The following is a 23,245-nucleotide window of genomic DNA, read 5'->3' as shown; positions in this document are numbered from 1 at the left end:
TGTTTGTTAATTTTGGCTTTGTGGAGAAGATGGCAATCTCAACTGGTTTGAACTTGGTGTTGGAACCATCCGCATCATAGGAGAGAATGCCGCTCTTCCTGTCGTAGACAAGATAGTCGTTCATCCTTTGCCTTGTCGGTCGCGAAGTATGCTTTGCTGACCTTCGCAGGCTTGTCGATCGATCCGAGCTTCCCAAGCTTCGTGAACACTTTATTGTCGAGCCAGAGACTGTCGAACATGGGGTTGAAGTCTGAGATCTTATCCCGGTTCTTGCTTGTGCTCGGCTGTGTGTCGAAGACAAAGGTGTCGTAGCCAGATTCTCCTTTCAGGGTGTCAATGCCCGAACCGCCCCAAAGCCTGTCGCTGCCCACACCTCCATAAATCGTGTCATTGCCCGATCCGCCATAGATCAGATCGTTGCCTGCGCCGCCCTTGAACGTATCCTTGCCAGAGCCACCTCTCATGACATCCGACGAGGATGAGCCGGTGACGTTCTCGTTCGGCACATCGCTGATGGAGACCGTGAGATCCTGCTCGAACACCTCGCCAGCCTTGTCCTTGACCTGGAGCCGGATGGTATGAGCACGGGCCTGTTCGTAGTCGAGGAGGGAAGCATTCGCGATAACAATCGACTGTCCGTCGGCACCAAGCTTGAACCGGCCGCCGGCACTGTCGACGAGGCTGAATGTGAAGGTCTCTCCTGTATCTTGGTCAAGCGCCGAGAGGTTTCCGACTAATAGACCCGCCTTGGAAGCTTCGCTGACAAAGCTGCTGTTCAGGATGATCTGATGAGGGGGGGTGATGATCTCGAAGCGTTGCTGGAATATCTCCGTAGTGCCTTTGTCGCCAAGTCCCATCCATGTCACGACCCAGCCACCATTTGCTAAGGCAGACACATCTGGAAATTCTGGGTTTTCACTAGTCAAAGACGTAACGAGCAGATCTGCCACAGAAATCGCAACACCATTCTTATCATAAGCCTGCTGATAGATGTCTGAACCAGATCCATCCTGTGCTGTGGATATCCAGGTGATGACCCATCCCCCATTCGACAGGGCAGTGGCTTTCCCACTCATCTGTGCACCCGACGTGGATTTGTTGACGATCCGATAATCTGGATCAATGGGTGTGCCGCTCGCATTCAAGCGTTGCATGTAGACGTCAGAGCCCGAGCCAGTGCCTCTATCCTCGGTGCTGATCCTGATCGATGTGCCATCAGACAAAAGCGTCAAGTCCGATGAGGAGTTGGCAGGGGTATCGTATGGAAAAAGCGCCTGCCCATCCTTAGTGTATCGCTGTTGAAAAAGGCCTATGGCAACGGGATCATAGGACAGCCAGGACACAATCCATCCGCCGTCGGAAAGGGATGTCACCTTCTCTATGAATTGGCCCTCGTCCGTACGGACATTTACCCGCTTCTCAATGGAATAAAGAGGCTGGCCATCTCTATCATAACGTTGCTGGTATATATCGTCTCCTGATAGGTCCATCGCCGAGCCATCGGGATTATAGGAATGCCATACAACCACCCAGCCTCCGTCGGCGAGGGCTGTAATGCTAGGACGGCTCTGAGCGAGATATGTCATCAAATTAACATGCTGCTCTGCCGGGTATACGGCTTGTCCGTTCTTGTCGTAGCGTTGCTGGTAGATCTCAAGTTCGGAGCCGCCTCCGATGCGTTTATGCCAAGTTACAACCCAGCCTCCATCGGTAAGTCCTGTAACTTCGGCCTGCTCACTAATGTCGCCGGTCGGATTTCCTAAGTAGTCTCTTATTGTGGAGCTGACCTGCTGCTCAGAGCCGATATTGATGATCGAGGCCATTTGATCTGACTATTTTCCCTTGGGGTAACCAGCGTTTCTAGCTGATCTCAGGTTGAGGATCGATTGACGGACCGGAAGTTATCCACGGTTCGCGACGCGGCTTCTGACCGCCCTTGGCAGGGCCCTGCGGCACGGGGTAGGTTCACGTCATGTTCGCAGAAAAAGCCCCTTCGAATGCCCAGGAATGGTCGGTGTCCGATCTCGCGGGCGCTCTCAAGCGCACCCTGGAGGATGCGTTCGGCCATGTGCGCCTGCGGGGCGAGGTGTCGGGCTATCGCGGGCCCCATTCGTCCGGGCACGCCTATTTCTGTCTGAAGGACCAGAATGCCCGCATCGATGCGGTGATCTGGAAGGGGGCTTTCTCCAAGCTGAAGATTCGCCCCGAGGAGGGGATGGAGGTCATCGCCACCGGGCGAATCACCACCTTTCCGGGTTCGTCCAAGTACCAGATTGTCGTCGAGAGCCTCGAGCCCGCCGGCATCGGAGCGCTCATGGCGCTCCTCGAGGAGCGCCGCCGGAAGCTCAATGCGGAGGGGCTCTTCGCGCCCGAGCGCAAGCGGCGACTGCCGTTCCTGCCGCAGGTGGTCGGCGTCGTCACGTCCCCGACCGGAGCCGTGATCCGCGACATCCTCCACCGGCTGGAGGACCGCTTCCCGCGCCGCGTGCTGGTGTGGCCCGTGCGTGTGCAGGGCGAGACCTGCGCGGCGGAAGTGGCCGCCGCCATCCGCGGCTTCAATGCGCTCGAACCGGGCGGGCGAATCCCGCGGCCCGACGTGCTGATCGTCGCCCGCGGCGGCGGCTCCATCGAGGACCTGTGGGGCTTCAACGAGGAAATCGTGGTGCGCGCCGCCGCCGAGAGCGCGATACCCCTCGTCTCGGCGGTCGGCCACGAGACCGACACGACGCTCATCGACCATGCCGCCGACATGCGGGCTCCCACGCCCACGGGCGCGGCGGAGATGGTGGTGCCGGTGCGCGTCGAGCTCATGGCCGCCGTCAACGACCTCTCCCGGCGTCATGTGGAGGCGTCTCTTCGTCTCGTGGACCGTCGCCGGTCGGATCTGCGCGCCACGGCCCGGGCTCTGCCGAGCGCAGAGGCGCTGTTCTCCCCCAAGCGTCAGCGACTCGACCTTGCCGCCACTAAGCTTGGGCCCGCGCTTATGGGTAATGCCCGCCGGAGTGAGAACCGGTTAAAGGAGGCATATAGCCGTCTCGTTCGATACTCACCGGTTTCACGTCTAGCAGCTATGCGCGCTAAGTTAGATGCAGTCGGACCGCGTCCCTACAATGCGGTCTGCCGCTCGGTTGTGTTGAAAAACGAGACATTGAAGCAGGTTGGCGAGAGGTTAGTCGTCTCCCGCGAGGCCCTGCTGCGTGCCGAGCGGACGCGGATCGTTCAGATGAACGAGGTCATGAAGAGTCTCGCCGAGCGGCTCGATCCGGCGATAAAGGGGCAGATGACCCGCAAGGCCAAGCAGCTGGATGCCGTATCAAAACTCTTCGACAGCCTGAGCTACAAATCCGTGCTCAAGCGGGGTTTCGCGCTCGTGCGGGATGCGGAGGGTCGGCCCCTGAACTCCGCGGAGGCCGTGCACGACGGTCAGGCTCTGGTGCTCGAATTTGCCGACGGCAAGGCCGATGCCACCGGCGGGCGCATCGGCACGCGGCCCAGACCTGCGAAGCCGAGGGTCTTGGTGGCGGAGGAGCAGGGCGCTCTGTTCTGAGTTAAAGCATCGGCCCGGGGGCCGCGTCGGCGACCCAAAGGGCCACGCCAGCGAAAACCGGGTCCACTTTTCTGCACGATGCTCTAAGGTTGGAAATCCTCCCGCGTCGTCCTTATGTGAGGAGCGGCGCAACGCATTTTCGATGTCCTTCATGTTGAACAAGTTCGAACGCAGCGGCGGCGAGGCCGTCGTGCAGTATCTCGACAGCAATCTGCGGGTGGTGAAGCCCGGAGCCTTCGTGCGTTGCGCGGTGACGGGGGTCGAGATCCCCTTGGACGAGCTGAAGTACTGGAGCGTCGAGCGGCAGGAGGCCTATGCCTCGCCGGAGGCTGTGATGATGCGCATCACCGGACGGACAGCACCCGGTCGATAATCCGCCCTCCTCAGGCGATGCGCAGGCGCCGTTCGTTGATGCGCCGCAGGAGAAGATTGCGCAGGCCCGTCTCGTTCTCGATCCTGAGCCGCACCGGCAGCGCCATCAGCTCAGGCCAAGCCTCCCCGGCGCCGGTTATCCGCACAAGGTCCTTTTCCGTCGTGACGGGCATAAGCTCCCGGGCTTCGGCTTCCTTGCGCAGGGCGGCCACTTCTTCGGGTTTGTAGGGATGGTGGTCGGGAAAGGTATGCGTGACATCCGCGATGGCCCCGCAGGCGTGCAGCGTGTCGAAGAACTTCTCGGGCCGCCCGATGCCGGCAAAGGCCATCACCTTCCTGCCCTTGAGCGCCTGAACCGCCTCGCTCGCGGGTTCAAGGGCCGCCGTGAACACGCGCTTCCCGTGCTCGTCCGCCTCCTGGGCGACTTGGCGTCCCGGCTCCCCGTCCCCGATCACCAGAACGGCATCCACCAGGGGCCACTGGGCCGCCATGGGCGCCCGCAAGGGACCTGCAGGCAGAGGCAGGCCGTTGCCGATGCCCGTGGCTCCGTCGACGACGGCGATGGTGCAATCCTTGACCAGGGTGGGATTCTGGAGCCCGTCATCCATGATGACGACCGTTGCGCCGATCTCATAGGCGAGCCGCGCTCCGGTCGGGCGGAAGCGGGATACGATGGTCCGGGCCGTGCGGGAGAGGAGGATGGGCTCGTCGCCCACATCGGCAGCCTCGTGCTGTGGCTGGACCCTGACGGGACCGGGGAGCCGGCCGCCATAGCCTCGCGACAGGAACGCCGGGCTCTCGCCAGACGCATCCAGGATCGTGGCGATCGCGAGAGCCGTCGGGGTCTTGCCGGCTCCGCCCGCCGTGAAGTTGCCGATGCAGATGACCGGCAGCTCCATCTGCTCGCCGCGCCGCCTCATTCGTCTTGCCGCAACGGAACCGTAAATCAGGCCGGCTGGGCGAAGCAGGTTGGCCTGCAGCGAAGGGGAGGGTTGCCACCAGAAGCGCGGGGCGCGCATCAGCGGCGGGCTCCCAGTTTGGCCTGCACGATGAAGGGTTCGACGGATTGCATCGTGCGGTCCACTGCGCCGCCCAAGGCCTGCACCGCGTCGCCGGCGGCGCGGGCCATGTCACGGGTCACGGCCGTGTTGCTGAGCAACTCGCTGACCGCCCGCGCCAGGGCGCCGCTGTCCTTCACCATCAGGGCACCTCGCGACTGATCGAGGGCGTCGTAGATTTCCGCAGCCGTATGGACATGGGGACCATGCAGGATGGCGGCTCCCAGCTTGGCGGGTTCGATGGGGTTGTGCCCGCCGATGGGCACGAGGGTTCCTCCCACCAGGACGATCGGGGAGAGTCGGTAGAACAGTCCCATCTCGCCTACCGTGTCGACCACGTAGACGTCGGTCGCACGGTCGGGGTGCATGCCCTCGGAGCGCCGCCCCGCCCGCAGGCCCGCTTGGCTTACAAGAGCCGCGACCTCGGGACCTCGATGGGGATGGCGCGGGGCAATGATGGTCAGCAGATGGGGATGGCGCTTCGCCAGGGCGCGGTGCACGGCGATGACGGCGGTTTCCTCGCCGGGATGCGTGCTCGCAGCCAGCCAGACGGGGCGTCCCGCGATCAAGCCTGAGAGCTGAGCCACCACCCGCGGATCGGCCGGGGGCGGGGCTGCGTCGAACTTGATGTTGCCGGTCACCGCCACGCGGGGAGCGCCGAGGCGCGCCAGCCGCTCCGCATCCTCGGATGTCTGGGCGAGACAGAGGGCGAAGCGCTCGAGCAGCCCTCCGATGATGCCGGGCATCTTCTGCCATCGCTGGTACGAGCGATCCGACATGCGGCCGTTGACCATGACGAGCGGGATGTCCCGCTCGGAGAGCGCCATGATCGTGTTCGGCCAGATTTCCGATTCTGCGATGAGGGCCAAGTCGGGCTGCCAGTGGTTCAGGAAGCGTCTTATATAACGTGGCACGTCGAGGGGGACAAACTGGTGCACGGCACCGGGCGGCAGCCGCCGGGCGATCAAGGCGGCCGACGTCCGGGTGCCGGAAGTCACCAGCACGGCAAGCCCGCGCTGGGTCATGCGCTCCACGACCGGCAGCAGGGACAGGGTCTCGCCGATGCTGGCGCCATGGACCCAGATCAGGTGGCCCTTGGGCCTCTGGCGGCTGGGGTAGCCCTGCCGCTCCCCAAGGCGCGTCTTGTCCTCGCGGCCCTTACGCTGACGCCAGTAGAGGAGGCCGAGAACGGCGGGTTCCAGCACGGAGACCAGGGTTCGATAGGCCCTGAAGAGGAACGGGAGGCTCATGCTCGGGAGCCTCCCACAAGCATGGGGCTGGTTTTGGATCCTGGATCCTGGGAGCCGACAAGGCCATAGGCCCGCTCATGCACCCGGTCCAACTCCCGTTCCACGCTCTGGCGCAGGCTTTCGATGGCCTGGTCATCGGCATCCCTATGCACGTAGACCGGCTCGCCAAGCACGATGGCGCCGCGGCCGAACGGCAGGCCGATGCTCGCCCTGTCCCAGCTGTTGAAGTCGATGCGGCGGCTGGTGACCACGGCCACGGGCACGATCGGCCGGCCTGACAATTGGGCCAGGGTCACGATGCCAACGCCGCAAACCCGCGAGATCTTGGGGATGTCGGCCGTCATCACCACCATCTCTCCATCGTTCAGGGACCGCAGCATGGCGCGCATGGCCTGGACGCCGCCTTTCTTGCGGATGTCGCGGCCGCGCGCGCCCGAGCCGCGGATGGCGCGGACCCCGAGATGACGCAGGGCAATGGCGTTGAACTCGCCGTCGCCCGAGCGGGAGACGAGGCTTGCGGCCCGATCCTGCGGCCGCTTGGCAAAGTGAATCATGAAATGCTGCCCGTGCCACATGGCAGCGATCACGGGCATCTCGATTCGATCATAGGCATCCGCCGGTTCCATGACGAACCTGTTCGTGCGCTGCACGAGCTTGAGATAGCCCGCCACAAGAAAGCCGAGGGCTTCCTGCACGGCGCGAGAGCGGATGAGGCGCTTGGCGAGACCCATCGTGTCCGGGTCAGCCCTGATGCGGGTCCAGCAGGCGATGGAGGTGGACGATGAAGTAGCGCATCTGCGCGTTGTCCACAGTCGCCTGCGCCTTGGCTTTCCAAGCGGCATGGGCCGAGGCGTAGTTCGGGAAGACTCCGACGATGTCGAGCTTGGAAAGATCCTTGAAATCGACGGATTCGAGGCTGGTGAGTTCGCCGCCGAAAACCAGATGCAGGAGCTGCTTGCCAGGCGTGTCGGTCATGGTGATTGGGCTCTTCTGACGAGGGTTGTGACGATTGAGGCTAAGGGAGCCGGTGATGTCTCAGGCTCTCATGGCTCCAATAGCACGAGGATGCAACTGTGACGCAACGGCAATCATCTCATCATGGGAGGGTTGCGGCTTGTTGTAGACGGGGATCGAACCGTCCAGCCCTGTCAGAACGCCGCCCGCCTCCCGCAGGATGAGATCGGCAGCGGCGATGTCCCAGTCCTGCGCATGGGCCGAGACGAGGCCCACATCGATGGAGCCGTCCGCCACGCGGGCCAGCCTGAGCGCCAGCGAGGGCACCTTGGGCAGGTGTTCGATAGGACTGATATGCCGCTCGAGCCGGTCGACGAGGGGCTTGGGTCCTGCCACCCGGACGGGATCGGGAAAGCGCTCGGGTTCGGGCAGTTGCAGCCTTGCGCCGTTGCTCCACGCTCCTTCGCCGAGCCTGGCCTCATAAAGACGATCATGGATCGGGGCATGCAGGATGCCGAGGACGGGCTGGCCGTCCCGGACCAGGGCAATGGAGATCGCCCAATCCGGATGGCCCGAGGCAAAGGCGCGGGTGCCGTCGATGGGATCGACGATCCAGACATAACTCCGGCCAAGCCGCGCCGGATCGTCGGCCGTCTCCTCGGAGAGCCAGCCCGCCTGTGGGAGCAGCTCGGAGAGGCGGCCTTTTAGAAAGCTGTCGAGAGCGATGTCCGCCTCCGTCACCGGGGAGCTGTGGCCCTTGTACCAGAGCTTGGCGGCCGTCTGCGCGCCGGCGCGGTAATAGGGCAGAGCCAAGTCCCCCGCGCGGCGGGCGGCGTCGCGCACGGCCGTTGCGAGGGAGGACGGGGAGGGAGGTGAAGGGGACAGCATCGAACCTGAGATGGGGATTACCAGCGGGAGATACCATATCCCACCACCCTGACCCCCGCCTTTTCCGAGGCGATAGACGTGATGTTTTAAGACAGTCTTGAGAGGCCTAGATCATGCAGTCCAGGGTCATGGCCGCAAACAGGACCAAGCCCGCATCCCGGTTCGACCGGAAGAGGCGCAGCGCCCCGGCGCCATCGCCCCTGTCGATCCGCGCGGCCTGCCAGCCCAGGTGGAGGGCGAACAGACCCAGGCCCGCAAACGAGATCAGGCCGGCTCCGGCCCGCATGAAGGCTGCGGCAATGAAGATCACCGTGAGAGCGTAGCAGATGCCGACGCTAAGCTGCACCCGCTCGCCGAAGAAACGGGCGGAGGACTTGATCCCAGCGATCTCGTCATCCTCGATGTCCTGCAGGGCATAGATGGTGTCATAGCCCACCACCCAACTGATGCTGCCGAGATAGAGAAGGATCGGCGCCCAGGCTAGCGAACCGAAGGCAGAGGCCCAGCCCATCAGGGCGCCCCAGGCGAAGGCGAGACCCAGCACGATCTGCGGCATCCAGAAGAAGCGCTTCATGAAGGGATAGAGCGCGACGATGCCGAGCGAAGCAAACCCCGTGGCGATGGCGAAGCCGTTGAACTGGAGCAGGACGATCAGGCCAACGAGACCCTGGAGGGCGAGGAAGGCCAGGGCGCCCTTGAGGGTGATCTGTCCAGAGGGGAGGGGGCGCTGGCGGGTCCGCTCGACGCGCGTGTCGAGATCCCGGTCGACGATGTCGTTGTAGGTGCAGCCCGCCCCGCGCATGGCCACGGCGCCGATCAGGAACAGGACGCAATGGAGCGGATCGGGCCAGGGCCGGCCGGCATGAAGCGCCGCCAGCGCCGCCGACCACCAGCAGGGCAGGAGAAGCAGCCACCAGCCGATGGGGCGCTCGATCCGGGCGAGACGCAGGTATGGCTTAAGGGAGGGCGGCGCCCACCGCTCGGCCCAATGGCCCCTGACGGCATCGGGCAGGGAAGGCGCGGCAGGGCGCTCCATGGAGTTGAGGCCCTCGGCTTAAAGGGCGCGACTTACATAGCGCCCTTGGGAACGCTGAGGGTGCCGGTCAGGCCGCCGCCCATTTTGCCTGCCATTCCGCCCTGCTGGCCTTGCTGGGCCTGCTGCTTGGCACGCTTTTCCATCTCGGCCATCTTAGCCGCGGCCTGGCAGGCGTCGCCCTTGACCTTCGTGACTTGCTTGTGGGCCTGCGCGAGCTCTTGCAGCGCCTGATCGGGGATCTGGCACCAATCCTTGTTCTCGGTCATCCATTTCTGGCCGACTTCGCCATTGGTGGCCAACTTGGTGAAGAGCGAGCAGGCGGAGCGCGCGTCGATCTTCTTCCCCCCCTGGGTCAGCTTGGCGAATTGTTCGCTCAGGCTCCGCCGTTCGGCGATGATCTTCTGCCCTTCCTGACAGCCGCTCACCTGCGCGAAGGCGGGAGCGCTCACAAAAAAGCCGGCGACGGCCAACGCAGCCAGCAGATGCAAACGAAAACGCGTCATGCCCAAAATTCCCTCGAAAAGCCCGCGGCGTCTCGCGCGCCTGAATTCTGTTAACAGGTGAACGGCCATGAGGCCAAGAGGCGAATGGTCGCCTGAGGTCCAACCTGTGCCATATAACACCTGAATTTCCCGTGACCAAACCGGACGCCCCTCTCCCTGGAGGCGGAGGAACTTGATAGAGCTTGGGCGGCTCAGCGCAAGGTTGTCATGGCTGAATACGATTTCAACGCTCCCCGCCTCTTCGTCGACGGACCCCTTGAGAGCGGCGCCAGAATCGCCCTCGACCGAGGCCAAGCCAACTACCTGCTGAACGTCCTGCGCCTGAAAAGCGGGGATTCCGTCCTGATCTTCAACGGCCGGGACGGGGAGTGGCGGGCCGAGATATCGCCGGAGGGGCGCAAGGCCGCCGATCTCGTCTGCGTGGAGCGCACCCGCGAGCAGGGCAAGGCCCCTGACATCATCTATGCCTTCGCGCCCCTCAAGCATGCCCGTCTCGACTACATGGTCCAGAAGGCGGTGGAGATGGGAGCGGGCATTCTCCAGCCGGTTCTGACGCAGCGGACCCAGAGTTCCCGGGTCAACCTGGAGCGCATGCGAAGCAACGCCATCGAGGCTGCCGAGCAATGCGGAATCCTGTCGATCCCGGAGGTGCGCGAGGAGGAGAATTTAGAACGCTTTATCAGAGGCTTGGAGAAGGAACGCCTGGTCATCTTCTGCGACGAGGATGCATCCGTTTCGAACCCGGTCGAGGCCCTGGCCAAGCTTGGGAACAATCAAGCTAGTCTGGTTGTTATCGTGGGACCCGAAGGAGGGTTTACCGATCAGGAGAGAGCGCTTGTCGCCGCCCACGAAAGATGTGTTTGCGTATCGTTGGGACCGCGAATCCTGCGTGCCGACACAGCCGCTGTGGCCGCACTGGCAATCGTTCAGTCCGTGCTCGGCGATTGGAACTGATCTCGTCGTCCGACGACGGCTCAAGCCAATCCGCCTCTAGCCTCAAAAGCTTAGCAGTTTTACGCCGCGTCGCCCCATTCCGGCCCCATTGAAACGGAGTCTGGGCGATCGCCGCAGGCCGATCCGCATGTGCAAGGGTCATTTCTAAAGAATAAAGAAGGACACGAGGAAATGAGCTGGGATTTCAAGTTCGGCATCGAGGAGGAGTATTTCGTCAACGATGCGCCCAGGCGGGATATTGCCAAAGGCAAGATGAAGGAGTTCTTCGCCGCCTGCCAGGATCAGGTCTCGGGCGACATCCAGCCCGAAATGCTGGAGCCGCAGCTCGAGATCGCCACCAAACCCTCCCTGGAACTCGCCGATGCGCGCGCGCAGCTCGCAGACCTGCGATCCTCCGTCGGGGCCGTGGCCCGCGACTTCAACCTGTCCATCATGGCCTCCGGCACCCATCCGCTCGCCGTCTGGTCGCGGGTGCGCCCCAACACGCAGCCGCGCTACGGCAAGGTGATGCACGACCTGCAGATGCTCGGCAGCCGCACCGTCCTGTGCGGCATGCATGTCCACGTGGAAGTGCCCGACCTGAGCATGCGCGTGGACATCATGAACCGGATCCAGCCCTACCTGCCGCTGCTTCTGGCGCTGTCCACCTCCTCGCCCTTCTGGCAGGCGCAGCGCACCGGCCTTCTCGGCTACCGGCTGGCCGCCTATCGCGAACTGCCGCGCACGGGCTTCCCGGACCTGTTCGAGAACGAGCAGGATTACCAGCGCTACATCGATACGCTCGTCGCCGCCCGGGCCATCGAGAACTCGAGCTATGTCTGGTGGGTCATCCGCCCCTCACTCAAGCATCCGACCCTCGAGCTGCGCGTGGCCGACAGCTGCACCCGGCTCGACGACACCATCGCGATCGCGGCTCTCTATCGCTGCCTCGTGCGACGCCTGAGCCTGGACACCACCCTGAACGCCGGGCAGACCGGCGCCTCGCGCGCCATCAATGACGAGAACGGCTGGCGCGCCCAACGCTACGGCATCCACGGAAGCTTCGTGGATGAAAAGACCCGCACCGCCAAGCCCCTGCGCGTACTCCTCGACGAAACCCTCGATCTCGTCGCCGAGGACGCCAGGGAGCTCGGCTGCCAGCGTGAACTCGATATCGCCCGCTGGATCGTGGCCCGCGGCACCAGTGCCGATCAGCAGCTGACGCTCTATACTGAAGCCGTCGGCCGCGGCCTGTCGAACCGGGATGCCCTGGCTGGCGTGGTCGATTGGCTCAGTGCGGAGACGATGGGGGAGCCGGCATTCCGGCATTGATGAGGGCGTCAAAGGAGGGGGCATAGGATCGAGCCCAAAAGTGCAAGTCACTTTTACGGCCGATGCCCTAGCCCACATCCTTTTGTGCATGGGTCCCGCATTGCACCTTGGCGTTAAGCCCCTTATTGAGTCCCGACCCTGAGTCGGCGCGCCTTGAACGCGCTTGTTTGATGAGGTGATGCATGGCGCGGGACGTATCCGATACGACCCCCATCGGTGCGCGGTCGGAACTCGTGGAATGGATCGCCTCAGGCGAGAAGCCGCGTGAATCCTGGCGGCTTGGCACCGAACACGAGAAGGTTCCATTCTACACAGTCGATTCCTCGCCCGTCCCCTATGACGGCGGCCGGGGCATACGTGCGCTTCTGGAGGGCTTGCAGGAGCGCACCGGCTGGGCACCGATCATCGAGGGAGACCACCCCATCGGCCTCGCCGACGAAGAGGGTGGTGGAGCGATCTCGCTGGAGCCCGGCGGGCAATTCGAGCTGTCGGGCGCGCCGCTGCGGACGCTGCACGAAACAGCCCGCGAGACGGCACAGCATCTCGCCGACGCGAAGGCCGTCGCCGAGCGCCTCGGAATCGGCTTTCTCACCCTCGGCATGAGCCCGCTCTGGACGAGGGATCAGACGCCCGTGATGCCGAAGGCCCGCTATCGCATCATGACGAACTACATGCCGAAGGTCGGTTCGCTTGGCCTCGACATGATGTACCGCACCTCCACGGTGCAGGTGAACATGGACTACGCGTCCGAGGCCGACATGGTGAAGAAGCTGCGGGTGTCTCTGGCGCTGCAGCCGATCGCGACCGCGATCTTCGCCAACTCGCCCTTCACGGATGGCAAGCCCAACGGCTATCTGTCCATGCGGTCGAACATCTGGCTCGACACGGACAGGCACCGCACAGGCATGATGGCCTTCGCCTTCGAGGATGGCTTCGGCTACGAACGATATGTGGAGTGGGCGCTCGACGTGCCGATGTACTTCGTCAAGCGCGACTCGACCTATCACGACGTGGCGGGCGCCTCCTTCCATGATCTGTTTGCGGGCAAGCTGGCGCAATTGCCGGGCGAACGCGCCACGCGCTCCGACTGGGCGAACCACGTCTCCACCCTGTTCCCGGAAGTGCGGCTCAAGCGCTATCTCGAGATGCGCGGCGCGGATGTCGGCAACCTCGAACACATCGTGGCCCTCTCCGCCTTCTGGACCGGTCTGCTCTATGATGAAGTCTCTCTCGACGGCGCCTGGGACCTCGTGAAGGGCTGGAGCGCGCAGGAGCGCGAGCAACTGCGCGCCGACGTGCCGAAGCAGGCGCTGAGGGCGAGCATCGCCGGACGCTCCGCGCAGGACATCGCGCGCGATGCGCTGGCGCTCTCCCGCGCCGGTCTCCAGCGCCGCGCCTACCTGGATGGGGCCGGTCAGGACGAGACGCGGCATCTCGCCTATGCGGAGGAGATCGTGTCTTCAGGCCGCACCCCGGCGGAGCGACTGCTGGAGCGCTATCACGGGGCCTGGAGCGGTTCGGTCAAGCCGGTCTTCAGCGAGTGCGTGTTCTGATCAAAGGACGGCTCTGACCAGCGCAGATTCCGTTCAGGCGGCTTTCGCGCTGGCCACGCGGTTGCGCCCGTCCTGTTTGGCGCGATAGAGAGCGGAATCAGCCAGCGTGATGAGATCGTCCGGACCGATGCGTGAGCGGTCCAGGCTCGGGATCCGGGTGGCGCTGCCGATGCTGATCGTGAGAATGCGGCTGGGGGGATTGGCGTCGTGCCGCACGCGAAGGGCTTCGACCTTCGCACGCAGATCCTCTGCGATGATCGCCGCATCGGACTCGTCGGCCCCCGGGAGAAGAATGGCGAGCTCCTCGCCGCCGTAGCGCGCCACCAGATCCCCGGGCCGGCGGGCCGCACAGGCAATGGTCTTGGCAATGGTCCGCAGGCATTCGTCGCCCGCCTGATGGCCATAGATGTCGTTGTAGGCCTTGAACTGATCCACATCGATCAGGAGCAGGGAAACGGGGGTCTTCTGGCGCGCGGCACGAAGCCATTCCGATTCGAGCTGCTTGTCGAATGTCCGGCGGTTGGCAAGGCCTGTCAGGCCATCCGTGGTGGCAAGGATGGCGAGTTCGGCCTCCGCCTGCTCCCTTCGGCGCAGGGTTCCGCCAAGGGTCCAGCCGAGCGATCCGATCGTGAGGATGAGCAGGCCGATGATGGTGCCGCGGAAAACGAATTCCTCGTTCCATCGCGCAAGAGCTTCGTCCCGTCCGACGGCCGCCACCACGCCGACGGGAAAGATGTGGTTGCGCTGGTAGCCGCCGATGCGGGTCAGGCCATCGATCGGAGAGGCATAATCGTAGTTGCCGGAGCCTCTCGCATTCCTGAATTGCGGGTCGTTCAGGACATTGGTTCCGATCGCCCGTTCGATATAGGGGTAGCGCGACAGGATCGTTCCGTTCTGGTGAAGGAGGGTGATGGTGCCCTGCGATCCCACGTCGAAGCGGCCGAAGAAGTTTCCGAAATAACGGGGCGGCACGCTAGCCTGGACGACGCCGCCGAAGCTTCCATCCGGCTTGTTGAAGCGCCGCGAGAGGGTCAGCACCCAATCGCCGCCAAGCGGATCGCGGATCAGGGGGCCGACGAACCAGTTGCTGCTGCTTGTGGTGCTGTGATGCTTGAAAAGGTCCAGGCCGCGAATGTTCACGCGCCCGCTATGGCCTGGCAGCGAACTGCTCAGCAGAGTACCGTCCTCTCCGTAGATCGTCAGCGCCTTGATGCGCTGCAGCGGCTGAACCCGCTCGACCAGAAAAACGTCCAGGCGCGCGATGGCATCGGGCAGGGTGCCGCCCGTCTCGACCCTGTCCACCACATCCACCAGAAGCGCGTCCGCCAGCTCGAAGGTGTCCTGCGCATGCTGGGTCAGAGACTTGGCGAGGTTCAGGGTCTCGGCCCGGATGCGGTTGATCTCATGGTCGCGCTCATGCCAGTCGCGCCATCCCTCCAGGGCCAGGATGGCAAGGCAGACCACCAGCACGAAGGCTCTGAGGCCTCGTGCCGAGGATCTCGGCCTTTTCTGAGCGAATGCGGTCATGATGGCCCCACCATATCAATCCAGGCTAGCCTGAAGCTAACTTGAGGCCGAGGATCCCGGAGACGATCAGGCCGATGCAGACCAGGCGCATCGCCGTTGCAGGCTCGCCGAACAGATAGATGCCCAGCAACGCGGTTCCGACGGTGCCGATTCCGGTCCAGACCGCGTAGCCGGTTCCGACCGGCAGGGTCTTGAGGGCGAGGCCGAGGAGGATGACGCTGACGACCATGCTCAGTCCAGTCAGCACGGAAGGAACCAGCCGGGTGAAGCCGTCGGTATATTTCAGGCCAATGGCCCAGCCGATCTCGAAAAGCCCGGCAAGGGCAAGCCAAGTCCATGCCATGACAGGACCTCCGTCATAGGCAGGGCCGTCCCTACCGTGTGTCATGAAAGCGAGGTCGTCCTCAACCTCTCCGGATATAGAGGGTCCGGAAAAGCTTCTCAACAAAATCCGGACGCGGCGAAAGGTCTGCTTGGGAAATTAGTTACCGGGTTCCTCGGGCGGCTGAGCCGGGCGGCCCAGGGCGGCGTAGGGGTCGAAGGGCGTATAGATCTGATGCTGCCATTCGTCGCCGCAATTGATGCAGATCGAGCGAACCATGTGGTTGCTCCGCTCGAGGCGCTTGAGCAGCCTGTCCTGCCGCTCGATGGCTTCGCTGGCCTCCCGGTCGACGCCGGACGGGCGGACGCTGAACCGGAGAGTCTGGTCCTGCGGTACATCCTGGGCGAACGCCGCTCCCGTGAGCAGAAGGAGGCTGGCGGCGGTCCAGAGAAGGCGAGGCATCGGGAATCCTGCGGCTGTTTGGGCTAGCCGACTGGACTCCAGGCGACACTGTTTCGTCAAGGCATGAAAAGGAGCATGAGACTTTTGGCAGCGGCAGGCTTGCCCCGCCGCTGCCCGCCGATGGTTCTAGAACCGCACGCCCAGACTGGCGCGCAGGGTATGCTCCTGGTCGCGCTGCCCGATGGCGCCGTCGTACATGAGCCCGACGGCGACCTTCTCGCTCACCTGCCAATTGATGCCCGCCTCCACCACGAGGCTGTCGCGGTCGATGGGAGCGCCCACGACGAGGAACGGGGCGGGGAAACCATCCACGGTGAAGCGCGCCTCCGGGGCTACATCACCGAAGGCATGACGCCAGCCGAGCATGCTCTTGAAGGTGACGCGTCCGGCTTCCGTCGGCATCGTTGCGACGAGGCGTGCACCGAGGGTGGAGTAGGTGGTGTCGAAGGCAGCCACCTCGCCGGTTGCCCGGAAGGGCGAGGCGTTCTCCACCACGTCATGACCGCTCACATGCACATGGGCTAAACCCAGGAAGGGCTCCAGGGTGACCCGATCCGAGAGCAGGAACGTGTAGCCGACCTCCCCGAAGACCTGCACGGAATCGGCGGAGGTATCCGTCTCTCCGCCCTGGAAGCGCCCGGCCACGAAGCCACGGGAAAGGTCGATCTCGTGGTGGGCATAGGCGACGCCCCCGCGTAGCGTCCAGGCCCCCAAAGCGGCAGAGCCGTAGGCGCCGATATGGAAGCTGTCGATGTTGCCGGACGCGGCAGCCGCGTCGATGTCGAAGGAGGTCGCAAGGTACCCTGCCGCGATGCCGAGGCGGTAGGGCGTGCCGAGACCGCCGTCCACGCCGACGACGATGCCGCCTGTCGTCCGCTCCATGGCGGCGGAGGTCGGCGTTGCATCGGTGCGCCCGAGGGAGCCGAGAACCTTGCCCCAGACGCCCCAGCCGGACCCTTGCGAAGCCGGTGCCGGGGCATCCGCCGGTGCGCCGCGCACCGGGGCATCCGCCGCATGTTGGACGGGCACGGAATCGATCGCCACAAAGGACGGCATGGCCCCCATGGCATCGGAGGATGAGCAGCGCAGGCGGCAGAGGATCGCTGCCCGGAACAGGTTCTCGTGATGCAGGATCGTGATCGGCGGGGTGGTCTCGGGCTGCAGGGGAGGAACGGGTCCCGGGCGCGGGCCGGGATTGGGCCCGGGACCAGGCCCAGGCCCAGGGCCGGGGAAGATCGGAAGCAGTTCGAGATAGACGTTGCTCGCATCCTTGGTCAGGAGAGGCTGGAAGAAGATCAGGTCGTCGACACCGTTGAATTGTCCGGTCACTCCCTGCCTCGCCGTCAGGATCGTCCAGCGACCCGGCGAATAGGTGGCCCGCTCCGCATGGACCTCGACCGTGCCGCCCTGGATGGTGGCTCGTCCGTCGGCCACGATGCGGTCGCTCTGGAACCGGTTGTTGAGATCGACCCGGTAGGTGGTGCCTGCGGCGATGTTGACATCGCCCCTGACATTCAGGGTGCGGATGTCGCCGACACCGGCACGGCTTGTGGCCCCGTTCACGCCGGGGGAGAGGAAGCTTCCTGAAAGCGCGTCGATGCTGCCTACCGTGCCCGTCCCACCAAGCGTGGCGCCCCGATGCACCGTCATGTTCGATCCGCCCATGCTGCCGGTCACGAGGAGCGTGCCCTCGCGCACGGCCCAGGGCATGGCGGTGTTGTTGTCGTTTTCCGTGGTCCAGGTGGAGGTGTCGACCTTCTCGTATTGCTCGAACTCGCGGTACCGGGCATTGGCGCCGATCTCGCGCATGTTGAAGGCGGCATCCGTGCGGCCGCCGAGCTTGAACGTATCCGTGCCCAACCCTGCACGGACATGACCTTCGATCCTCGAACTCGCGCCGATGAGAAACGAGTCGTTGCCGGCGCCGAGGTCGACAGCCGCGCCGCCGGTAGCCTCCGTGCGGATCAGGCCGAAATTCTCGATGACCTCGGAGCCGAAGCGACCGCGCAGGGCAACCTCGTCACGGCTGACGATCCGGCCGTCGGCCTGGTTGACGATGATGTTGGTCTGGCCGGCATTGCTGATGACGTAGAGGCCTTCGCCGTCGGCCCCTAAGCCCTGCACGGTGCCCCGGTTCTCGATCCGGTTGCTGTTGCCCTCGACCTTGATGCCGCGCCCTTCGAGCCCCGAGGCCGTGATCGTGCCGCTGTTGGCGATCGCGCTGCTGTTGCCGATCAGGCGGATGCCGTCCGCAGTGAAGCCGCTGGTGGTGATGGTGCCGCTGTTGGTGATTGTTGCGTTGTTGGCCGCATTCGCCGTGCCGCCGCCATCGGCGCGGATGCCCTCGCCGCCGGCGCCCGTGGTGCGGATCGTGCCGGAGTTGACGAAGCTGTTGTTATGGCCCTCTGCAATCATGCCGCGGGCGGAGGAGCCCGATGTCTGGAGGGTGCCGCTGTTGCGCAGGACGTTGTTGCTGCCGCGCGCGATCAGCGCCTCCGACGATGTTCCTTGGGTTGAAACCTGGCCCGAGTTGACAAGCGTATTCCTGCTGCCCGTGGCCTCCAGACCGTCCACCGAGTTCTGGCTCGTCGAGACCGAGCCGTTGTTGGTGATCGTGCTGCCGTCGTCTTCAGCATAGATCGCATTGAAGGCTTGGTTCGCATTGCCGCCGGTCACGGTGATGGTTGCCCCATTGGCGATGGTCACCGTGCTGTTGCCCTCGACGCGGATGGCGGCCTCGCTGGTCTGCATCACGGTATCGGCCTGCACCTCGACCGAGGACGGTGTGTTGTCAGTCGCCCAGTAATGGTTGGTCGTCGTGCCCGAACAGACCACGCGCGTCTGACCGCCAGAGACGCTTGATGTGCAAGCCGCCTGCGCCGAACTGGCGAAGGCCGTCGCGGCGAGGCCCAAGGCCAGCATGCTTGTTGCAGAGGGCCAATAGAGGGATGGGATTGTCGGGTCAGCCGAAGAGGCGCTTGGCTGCTTCCGGCGAATTGACTCAATCGACCCTGCGTCGCCTCGGTTCGACATGACGCTTCCTCCCTGCCGTTATTGTGTAACGGCGTCAGCTAGGAGGGGCGTACGGCCAGGGTACTCTTCATTCAGAGAGGACAATGGTCCCGACTAAGGAAAAGATGAAAACGGCCAGCGCCATGTGCGTTTTCGCACATGTTTCATCGATCGGACTCATCCCGCAATCCCGGATTCTGGGAACGCGATTGCGGGATGAGCCGATTAAAACCGGATGCTTCTCGATCAGATCTGCCGTACCGCGCCTTTGGCGGCGCTGGTGGCGAGCATGGCATAGGCCTTGAGGGCCGCCGAGACCTTGCGCTTGCGGGGCGCGGCCGGCTGCCAGCCCTTGGCCTGCTGCTCGGCGCGGCGGCGCTGGAGTTCCGCATCGTCGACCGCCAGGTGGATGCGGCGGTTCGGGATGTCGATCTCGATCCGGTCGCCGTCCTGCACGAGGCCGATGGTGCCGCCTTCCGCCGCTTCCGGCGAGGCATGGCCGATGGAGAGGCCCGAGGTGCCGCCCGAGAAGCGGCCGTCGGTGATGAGCGCGCAGGCCTTGCCGAGGCCCTTCGACTTCAGATAGCTCGTCGGGTAGAGCATCTCCTGCATGCCGGGTCCACCGCGCGGTCCCTCGTAGCGAATGACCACCACGTCGCCCGCCTTGACCTTGCCGTTGAGGATGCCGCTCACGGCATCGTCCTGGCTCTCGAAGACGATGGCTGGGCCGGAGAACACCAGGATGCTCTCGTCGACGCCGGCGGTCTTCACGATGCAGCCGTCAAGCGCCAGGTTGCCGGAGAGCACCGCGAGGCCGCCATCCTTCGAGAAGGCATGCTCCGCGTCGCGGATCACGCCGGCGGCGCGGTCCGTGTCGACGCTGTCGTAGCGGCTCTCCTGGCTGAAGGCGACCTGCGTCGGCACGCCGCCCGGCGCCGCCCGGAAGAAGTCGTGCACGGCGTGCGAATTCGTGCGCCGCACGTCCCAGCGGTCGAGCGCCGTCTTCATGGTCTCGGCATGGACGGTGGGCACGGAGGTGTCGAGCAGGCCTGCGCGGTCGAGTTCGCCTAAGATGCCCATGATGCCGCCGGCGCGGTGCACGTCTTCCATGTGAACGTTGGCGATGGCAGGCGCCACCTTGCACAGCACCGGCACGCGGCGCGACAGGCGGTCGATATCCTCCATCGTGAAGTCGACCTCCGCCTCGTGCGCGGCGGCGAGCAGGTGCAGCACCGTGTTGCTCGATCCGCCCATGGCGATGTCGAGGGTCATGGCGTTCTCGAACGCCGCGAAGGACGCGATGGAGCGCGGCAGCACGCTCTCGTCGTCCTGCTCGTAATAGCGGCGGGCGAGATCGACGATCAAGTGGCCAGCCTCGACGAAGAGGCGGCGGCGGTCGGCATGGGTGGCGAGCGTCGAGCCGTTGCCGGGCAGCGACAGGCCCAGCGCCTCGGTGAGGCAGTTCATGGAATTGGCGGTGAACATGCCCGAGCACGAGCCGCAGGTGGGGCAGGCGGAGCGCTCGATCGCCTTGATGTCCTCGTCGGCGATCTTGTCGTCGGCGGCGGCCACCATGGCATCCACGAGATCGAGCTTCTTCGTCACGCCGTTGAGCACGACCTTGCCGGCCTCCATCGGGCCGCCGGAGACGAAGACCACCGGGATGTTGAGGCGCATGGCGGCCATCAGCATGCCGGGGGTGATCTTGTCGCAGTTGGAGATGCACACCATCGCGTCGGCGCAATGGGCGTTGACCATGTACTCGACCGAGTCCGCGATCAGCTCACGGGAGGGGAGGGAATAGAGCATGCCGTCATGGCCCATGGCGATGCCGTCATCCACCGCGATGGTGTTGAACTCCTTGGCGACGCCGCCTGCCTTCTCGATCTCCCGCGCTACGAGCTGGCCGAGATCCTTGAGGTGGACGTGGCCCGGCACGAACTGGGTAAAGGAGTTCACGACGGCGATGATCGGCTTGCCGAAGTCGGAATCCTTCATGCCCGTGGCCCGCCAGAGGCCGCGGGCCCCCGCCATGTTGCGGCCGTGGGTGGTGGTGCGAGAACGATAGGCTGGCATGACTTCCCCTACGATTTTCAGCCTTGTTCAGCTGAAATTGCGCATTTTGCAAGAAAATTTGCCATTCCTTGTGGTCACGGCTGCTTTGTCGCAAGGTAATTGCTCCTGGCCACGCTTGGTGGAGCCCGGCTGAAGGAACAACAGGATTGGATCAGACAGCCTCCCATCGACCCTTGCGCCGTGCAGTCGCCATCGTGGCAGCCTTGAATCTCGGCTATTTCGGGATCGAGTTTGCGGTGGCGCTCGGCATCGGGTCGGTGTCGCTGTTTGCCGACAGCATCGACTTCCTGGAGGATGCCTCGATCAACCTCCTCATCCTTCTGGCCTTGGGGTTTCCAGCTCGAACGCGGGCGCGGGTCGGCATGCTGCTGGCTGGCATCATCCTCGTGCCGGGGCTCGCAACCCTCTGGATGGCCTGGGAGAAGTTTTGGACACCGGTCCCGCCCGAGCCGCTGCCGTTGTCCTTGGCCGGAGCAGGGGCTCTCGTGGTCAATCTCACCTGCGCGCTCCTGCTCGCCCGCTACCGCCATCACAAAGGCAGCCTGACGAAGGCGGCGTTCCTGTCGGCCCGCAACGATGCCGTCGCCAATGTGGCCATCGTGGCGGCGGGCTTGGTGACCGCTGCCACCCTGACCGCTTGGCCGGACCTGATCGTGGGCCTCGGCATCGCTGCGATCAACGCCGATGCGGCACGGGAGGTGTGGGAAGAAGCCCGCGAGGAGCACCGGCGAGGAGTACTGGATTGAAACGCCGCGAGCCTGAGCCGCGTTGTCCTGCCTGAGCCACCACGAACAGGCAGGACCGCGACATGCTGACCAAAGATGAACTGGATGCCCCGGCCCATCTGCAATACGAGCCCATCGGCACCGCCGGCCAAGGCCATCCCAGCGACGTGAGGGAGTTCAAGTCCCTGCGGGAGGCCGTTCACTGGGCCATGAACAACGAGGCACCGGCCGGAATGGAGGCCGTCATCCGGGCTGCTTCCGGCGCCGTGCTCGGGCCGCGTCACCTGGAAGAGATCTGGTCGAGCCTGCAGGGGCCATGAGCCTCCATTGTCATTCCGGGTCCGCATAGCGGAGCCCGGAATCCATAACCACGACGCTGCTCGCAAGATCACAACGGTTTACGATACGTCTTATTCTGCACGGTTGGCGGTTATGGATTCCGGGCTCGGCTCTACGAGCCGCCCCGGAATGACAGGAGGGACTCAAATCCAACCTAGGCTCAACCCGCCCACAATCAGGTAACGTCCCGTCTTGGCCAGCACCACGAGCGGGATGAAAACCCGCAAGGGCTCCCGCAGCAGCCCTGCAACGATGGTGAGCGGATCGCCGATGATGGGAACCCAGCTGAGCAGCAGCGTCCAGCGCCCGTAGCGATGATACCAGGCTTCGGCCTTGGCCATCTGTTTCCGCTTCACGGGAAACCAGCGCCGATCCTCGAACCGTGTGAGGAAGCGGCCCAGAAACCAGTTCACGATCGAGCCCAGAATATTGCCGGCGCTCGCCACGAGGATCAGCAGCCACCAGGTGTAATGCTCGGCCACCAGCATGGCGAAGAGAACCGCTTCCGATTGGAACGGGAAGATCGTGGCTGAGAGGAGGGCGGCGGCGAACAAGGCGCCGTATTCGGCAAGATGCGGCATGAGTCGGGGTGAGGGAAAATCGGGGCAGGGCTCAGGGCTTGAAGCCTGAACGAAGTGAGCCCTACCACGATTTCTCGCCCCTGCCGAATTGACCTTCTGCGAGGCAGGTCAGCGCTGCGACTGAGAGAGCCCCGTCAGCGCCTCCCCTGTGCCTCATTCAGTACTTGGGCTCGCTGAACGATCCATGCTGCGCCTGCGGATTCAGACGTGCGAATTCGTCCCCCTTCATGTGAACGAGCGTCGCATGATCTCCGGCTTCGAAGTAGACGTCCTGCTGCCGGTCCATGTCGTCATCGATGATGACGTCGATCCCATAGCAGGAGCCGACCGGTGGAATGGCGCCGCGGTCGCAGTCGCGGAAGACCTGGACGATCTCGTCCTCGGAAGCCAGGCGCAGTTCCTGGCCGAGTTCGGTCTTGAGATCGGACAGGCGCAGGTGATGGGAGGCCGGCATCACGGCGAGCATGTAATCCTGGCCCTTGCTGAGCATGACACCCTTTGCCACGCGATCACTGGGGATATGGCCGGCATGGGCCGCGCCGAGCGATGTCATGGCAGGTTCGTGCGGGATCAGATCGTATTGGATTCCCCTGTCAGCCATATAGCGATGCAGGGTCGGTGCTATTGTCATGATGACCTCCCATGAGACGAGGATGCTCGCGGATCAGGAGGGCGGTCTAACTGAACATACCGTCGCTGCGGGATGCGCGGATGCAAGTGACGGATCAATGGTACACCCCTGGCTGGCCGGCTTCAATCGATTGGAGTCTTCGCC

At 64.2% G+C, this 23,245-nt stretch carries 22 protein-coding genes; 7 read left to right on the top strand and 15 right to left on the bottom strand.

Annotated features, from left to right (window positions below; genetic code table 11):
* Window positions 1-74: 74 nt before the first annotated feature.
* Entirely contained in the window at window positions 75-1,823 is a 1,749-nt protein-coding gene (locus tag ILT44_RS02335) for a calcium-binding protein (RefSeq protein ID WP_204237947.1), read from the bottom strand.
* A 149-nt stretch (window positions 1,824-1,972) separates the two neighbouring features.
* Between ILT44_RS02335 and xseA the strand changes: the two genes are divergently transcribed.
* Together xseA and ILT44_RS02325 are read left to right on the top strand one after the other, a co-directional pair.
* Entirely contained in the window at window positions 1,973-3,547 is a 1,575-nt protein-coding gene (gene xseA, locus ILT44_RS02330; RefSeq protein ID WP_204237946.1) for an exodeoxyribonuclease VII large subunit, read from the top strand.
* A 151-nt stretch (window positions 3,548-3,698) separates the two neighbouring features.
* Complete coding sequence (locus tag ILT44_RS02325; protein WP_204237945.1) at window positions 3,699-3,920, top strand: DUF2093 domain-containing protein; 222 nt, start codon at window positions 3,699-3,701, stop codon at window positions 3,918-3,920.
* A gap of 10 nt (window positions 3,921-3,930) precedes the next feature.
* Here ILT44_RS02325 and lpxK read toward each other — a convergent pair whose 3' ends face one another.
* From lpxK to ILT44_RS02290, 7 genes are all read right to left on the bottom strand, one after another.
* Entirely contained in the window at window positions 3,931-4,938 is a 1,008-nt protein-coding gene (lpxK, locus tag ILT44_RS02320) for a tetraacyldisaccharide 4'-kinase (RefSeq protein WP_204237944.1), read from the bottom strand.
* A complete protein-coding gene (locus ILT44_RS02315) occupies window positions 4,938-6,227 on the bottom strand; it encodes a 3-deoxy-D-manno-octulosonic acid transferase (RefSeq protein ID WP_204237943.1) in 1,290 nt (429 codons plus the stop codon). Before ILT44_RS02315 ends, lpxK begins: the two co-directional genes overlap by 1 nt.
* Complete coding sequence (locus ILT44_RS02310) at window positions 6,224-6,958, bottom strand: lysophospholipid acyltransferase family protein (protein ID WP_204237942.1); 735 nt, start codon at window positions 6,956-6,958, stop codon at window positions 6,224-6,226. Before ILT44_RS02310 ends, ILT44_RS02315 begins: the two co-directional genes overlap by 4 nt.
* A 10-nt stretch (window positions 6,959-6,968) precedes the next feature.
* Complete coding sequence (locus tag ILT44_RS02305; protein WP_204237941.1) at window positions 6,969-7,202, bottom strand: DUF4170 domain-containing protein; 234 nt, start codon at window positions 7,200-7,202, stop codon at window positions 6,969-6,971.
* A gap of 60 nt (window positions 7,203-7,262) precedes the next feature.
* Window positions 7,263-8,069, bottom strand: coding sequence for an inositol monophosphatase family protein (locus ILT44_RS02300; protein WP_204237940.1), 807 nt, complete (start codon window positions 8,067-8,069; stop codon window positions 7,263-7,265).
* A gap of 106 nt (window positions 8,070-8,175) precedes the next feature.
* On the bottom strand, window positions 8,176-9,105 hold the full coding sequence (ubiA, locus tag ILT44_RS02295; RefSeq protein ID WP_204237939.1) for a 4-hydroxybenzoate octaprenyltransferase: 930 nt from the start codon (window positions 9,103-9,105) through the stop codon (window positions 8,176-8,178).
* 32 nt (window positions 9,106-9,137) lie between these two features.
* Window positions 9,138-9,608, bottom strand: coding sequence for a hypothetical protein (locus ILT44_RS02290; protein ID WP_204237938.1), 471 nt, complete (start codon window positions 9,606-9,608; stop codon window positions 9,138-9,140).
* A 207-nt stretch (window positions 9,609-9,815) separates the two neighbouring features.
* Between ILT44_RS02290 and ILT44_RS02285 the strand changes: the two genes are divergently transcribed.
* From ILT44_RS02285 to ILT44_RS02275, 3 genes are all read left to right on the top strand, one after another.
* A complete protein-coding gene (locus ILT44_RS02285; protein WP_204237937.1) occupies window positions 9,816-10,562 on the top strand; it encodes a 16S rRNA (uracil(1498)-N(3))-methyltransferase in 747 nt (248 codons plus the stop codon).
* Between the two features lie 171 nt (window positions 10,563-10,733).
* Window positions 10,734-11,873, top strand: coding sequence for a carboxylate-amine ligase (locus tag ILT44_RS02280; protein WP_204237936.1), 1,140 nt, complete (start codon window positions 10,734-10,736; stop codon window positions 11,871-11,873).
* 182 nt (window positions 11,874-12,055) lie between these two features.
* Entirely contained in the window at window positions 12,056-13,426 is a 1,371-nt protein-coding gene (locus tag ILT44_RS02275; RefSeq protein WP_204237935.1) for a glutamate--cysteine ligase, read from the top strand.
* A 33-nt stretch (window positions 13,427-13,459) separates the two neighbouring features.
* On the opposite strand, the gene ILT44_RS02270 is transcribed toward ILT44_RS02275, so the two are convergent.
* The 5 genes from ILT44_RS02270 to ilvD form a co-directional block, all read right to left on the bottom strand.
* Window positions 13,460-14,953: a sensor domain-containing diguanylate cyclase gene (locus ILT44_RS02270; protein ID WP_204237934.1), complete on the bottom strand. Its 1,494-nt coding sequence runs from the start codon at window positions 14,951-14,953 to the stop codon at window positions 13,460-13,462.
* Window positions 14,954-14,978: 25 nt separating this feature from the next.
* Window positions 14,979-15,296, bottom strand: coding sequence for a quaternary ammonium compound efflux SMR transporter SugE (gene sugE / locus ILT44_RS02265; protein ID WP_204237933.1), 318 nt, complete (start codon window positions 15,294-15,296; stop codon window positions 14,979-14,981).
* 138 nt (window positions 15,297-15,434) lie between these two features.
* On the bottom strand, window positions 15,435-15,737 hold the full coding sequence (locus ILT44_RS02260; RefSeq protein ID WP_204237932.1) for a hypothetical protein: 303 nt from the start codon (window positions 15,735-15,737) through the stop codon (window positions 15,435-15,437).
* Between the two features lie 126 nt (window positions 15,738-15,863).
* Window positions 15,864-18,659, bottom strand: coding sequence for an autotransporter family protein (locus tag ILT44_RS02255; RefSeq protein WP_204237931.1), 2,796 nt, complete (start codon window positions 18,657-18,659; stop codon window positions 15,864-15,866).
* 336 nt (window positions 18,660-18,995) lie between these two features.
* Entirely contained in the window at window positions 18,996-20,825 is a 1,830-nt protein-coding gene (ilvD, locus tag ILT44_RS02250) for a dihydroxy-acid dehydratase (RefSeq protein WP_204237930.1), read from the bottom strand.
* Between the two features lie 146 nt (window positions 20,826-20,971).
* Between ilvD and ILT44_RS02245 the strand changes: the two genes are divergently transcribed.
* The gene (locus tag ILT44_RS02245) at window positions 20,972-21,571 is read left to right on the top strand and encodes a cation efflux transmembrane domain-containing protein (RefSeq protein ID WP_204237929.1); all 600 of its coding nucleotides are present in this window, start codon (window positions 20,972-20,974) and stop codon (window positions 21,569-21,571) included.
* Between the two features lie 62 nt (window positions 21,572-21,633).
* Complete coding sequence (locus ILT44_RS02240; RefSeq protein ID WP_204237928.1) at window positions 21,634-21,870, top strand: hypothetical protein; 237 nt, start codon at window positions 21,634-21,636, stop codon at window positions 21,868-21,870.
* 162 nt (window positions 21,871-22,032) lie between these two features.
* On the opposite strand, the gene ILT44_RS02235 is transcribed toward ILT44_RS02240, so the two are convergent.
* Together ILT44_RS02235 and ILT44_RS02230 are read right to left on the bottom strand one after the other, a co-directional pair.
* On the bottom strand, window positions 22,033-22,470 hold the full coding sequence (locus ILT44_RS02235; RefSeq protein ID WP_204237927.1) for a YqaA family protein: 438 nt from the start codon (window positions 22,468-22,470) through the stop codon (window positions 22,033-22,035).
* 157 nt (window positions 22,471-22,627) lie between these two features.
* Window positions 22,628-23,101, bottom strand: coding sequence for an aminoacyl-tRNA deacylase (locus tag ILT44_RS02230; RefSeq protein ID WP_204237926.1), 474 nt, complete (start codon window positions 23,099-23,101; stop codon window positions 22,628-22,630).
* Window positions 23,102-23,245: the final 144 nt, after the last annotated feature.

Origin of the sequence: Microvirga arvi, from assembly GCF_016892765.1 — a bacterium.
Classification (GTDB): Bacteria; Pseudomonadota; Alphaproteobacteria; order Rhizobiales; family Beijerinckiaceae; genus Microvirga; species Microvirga arvi.
This window is presented reverse-complemented; position numbering and strand designations above follow the sequence as displayed.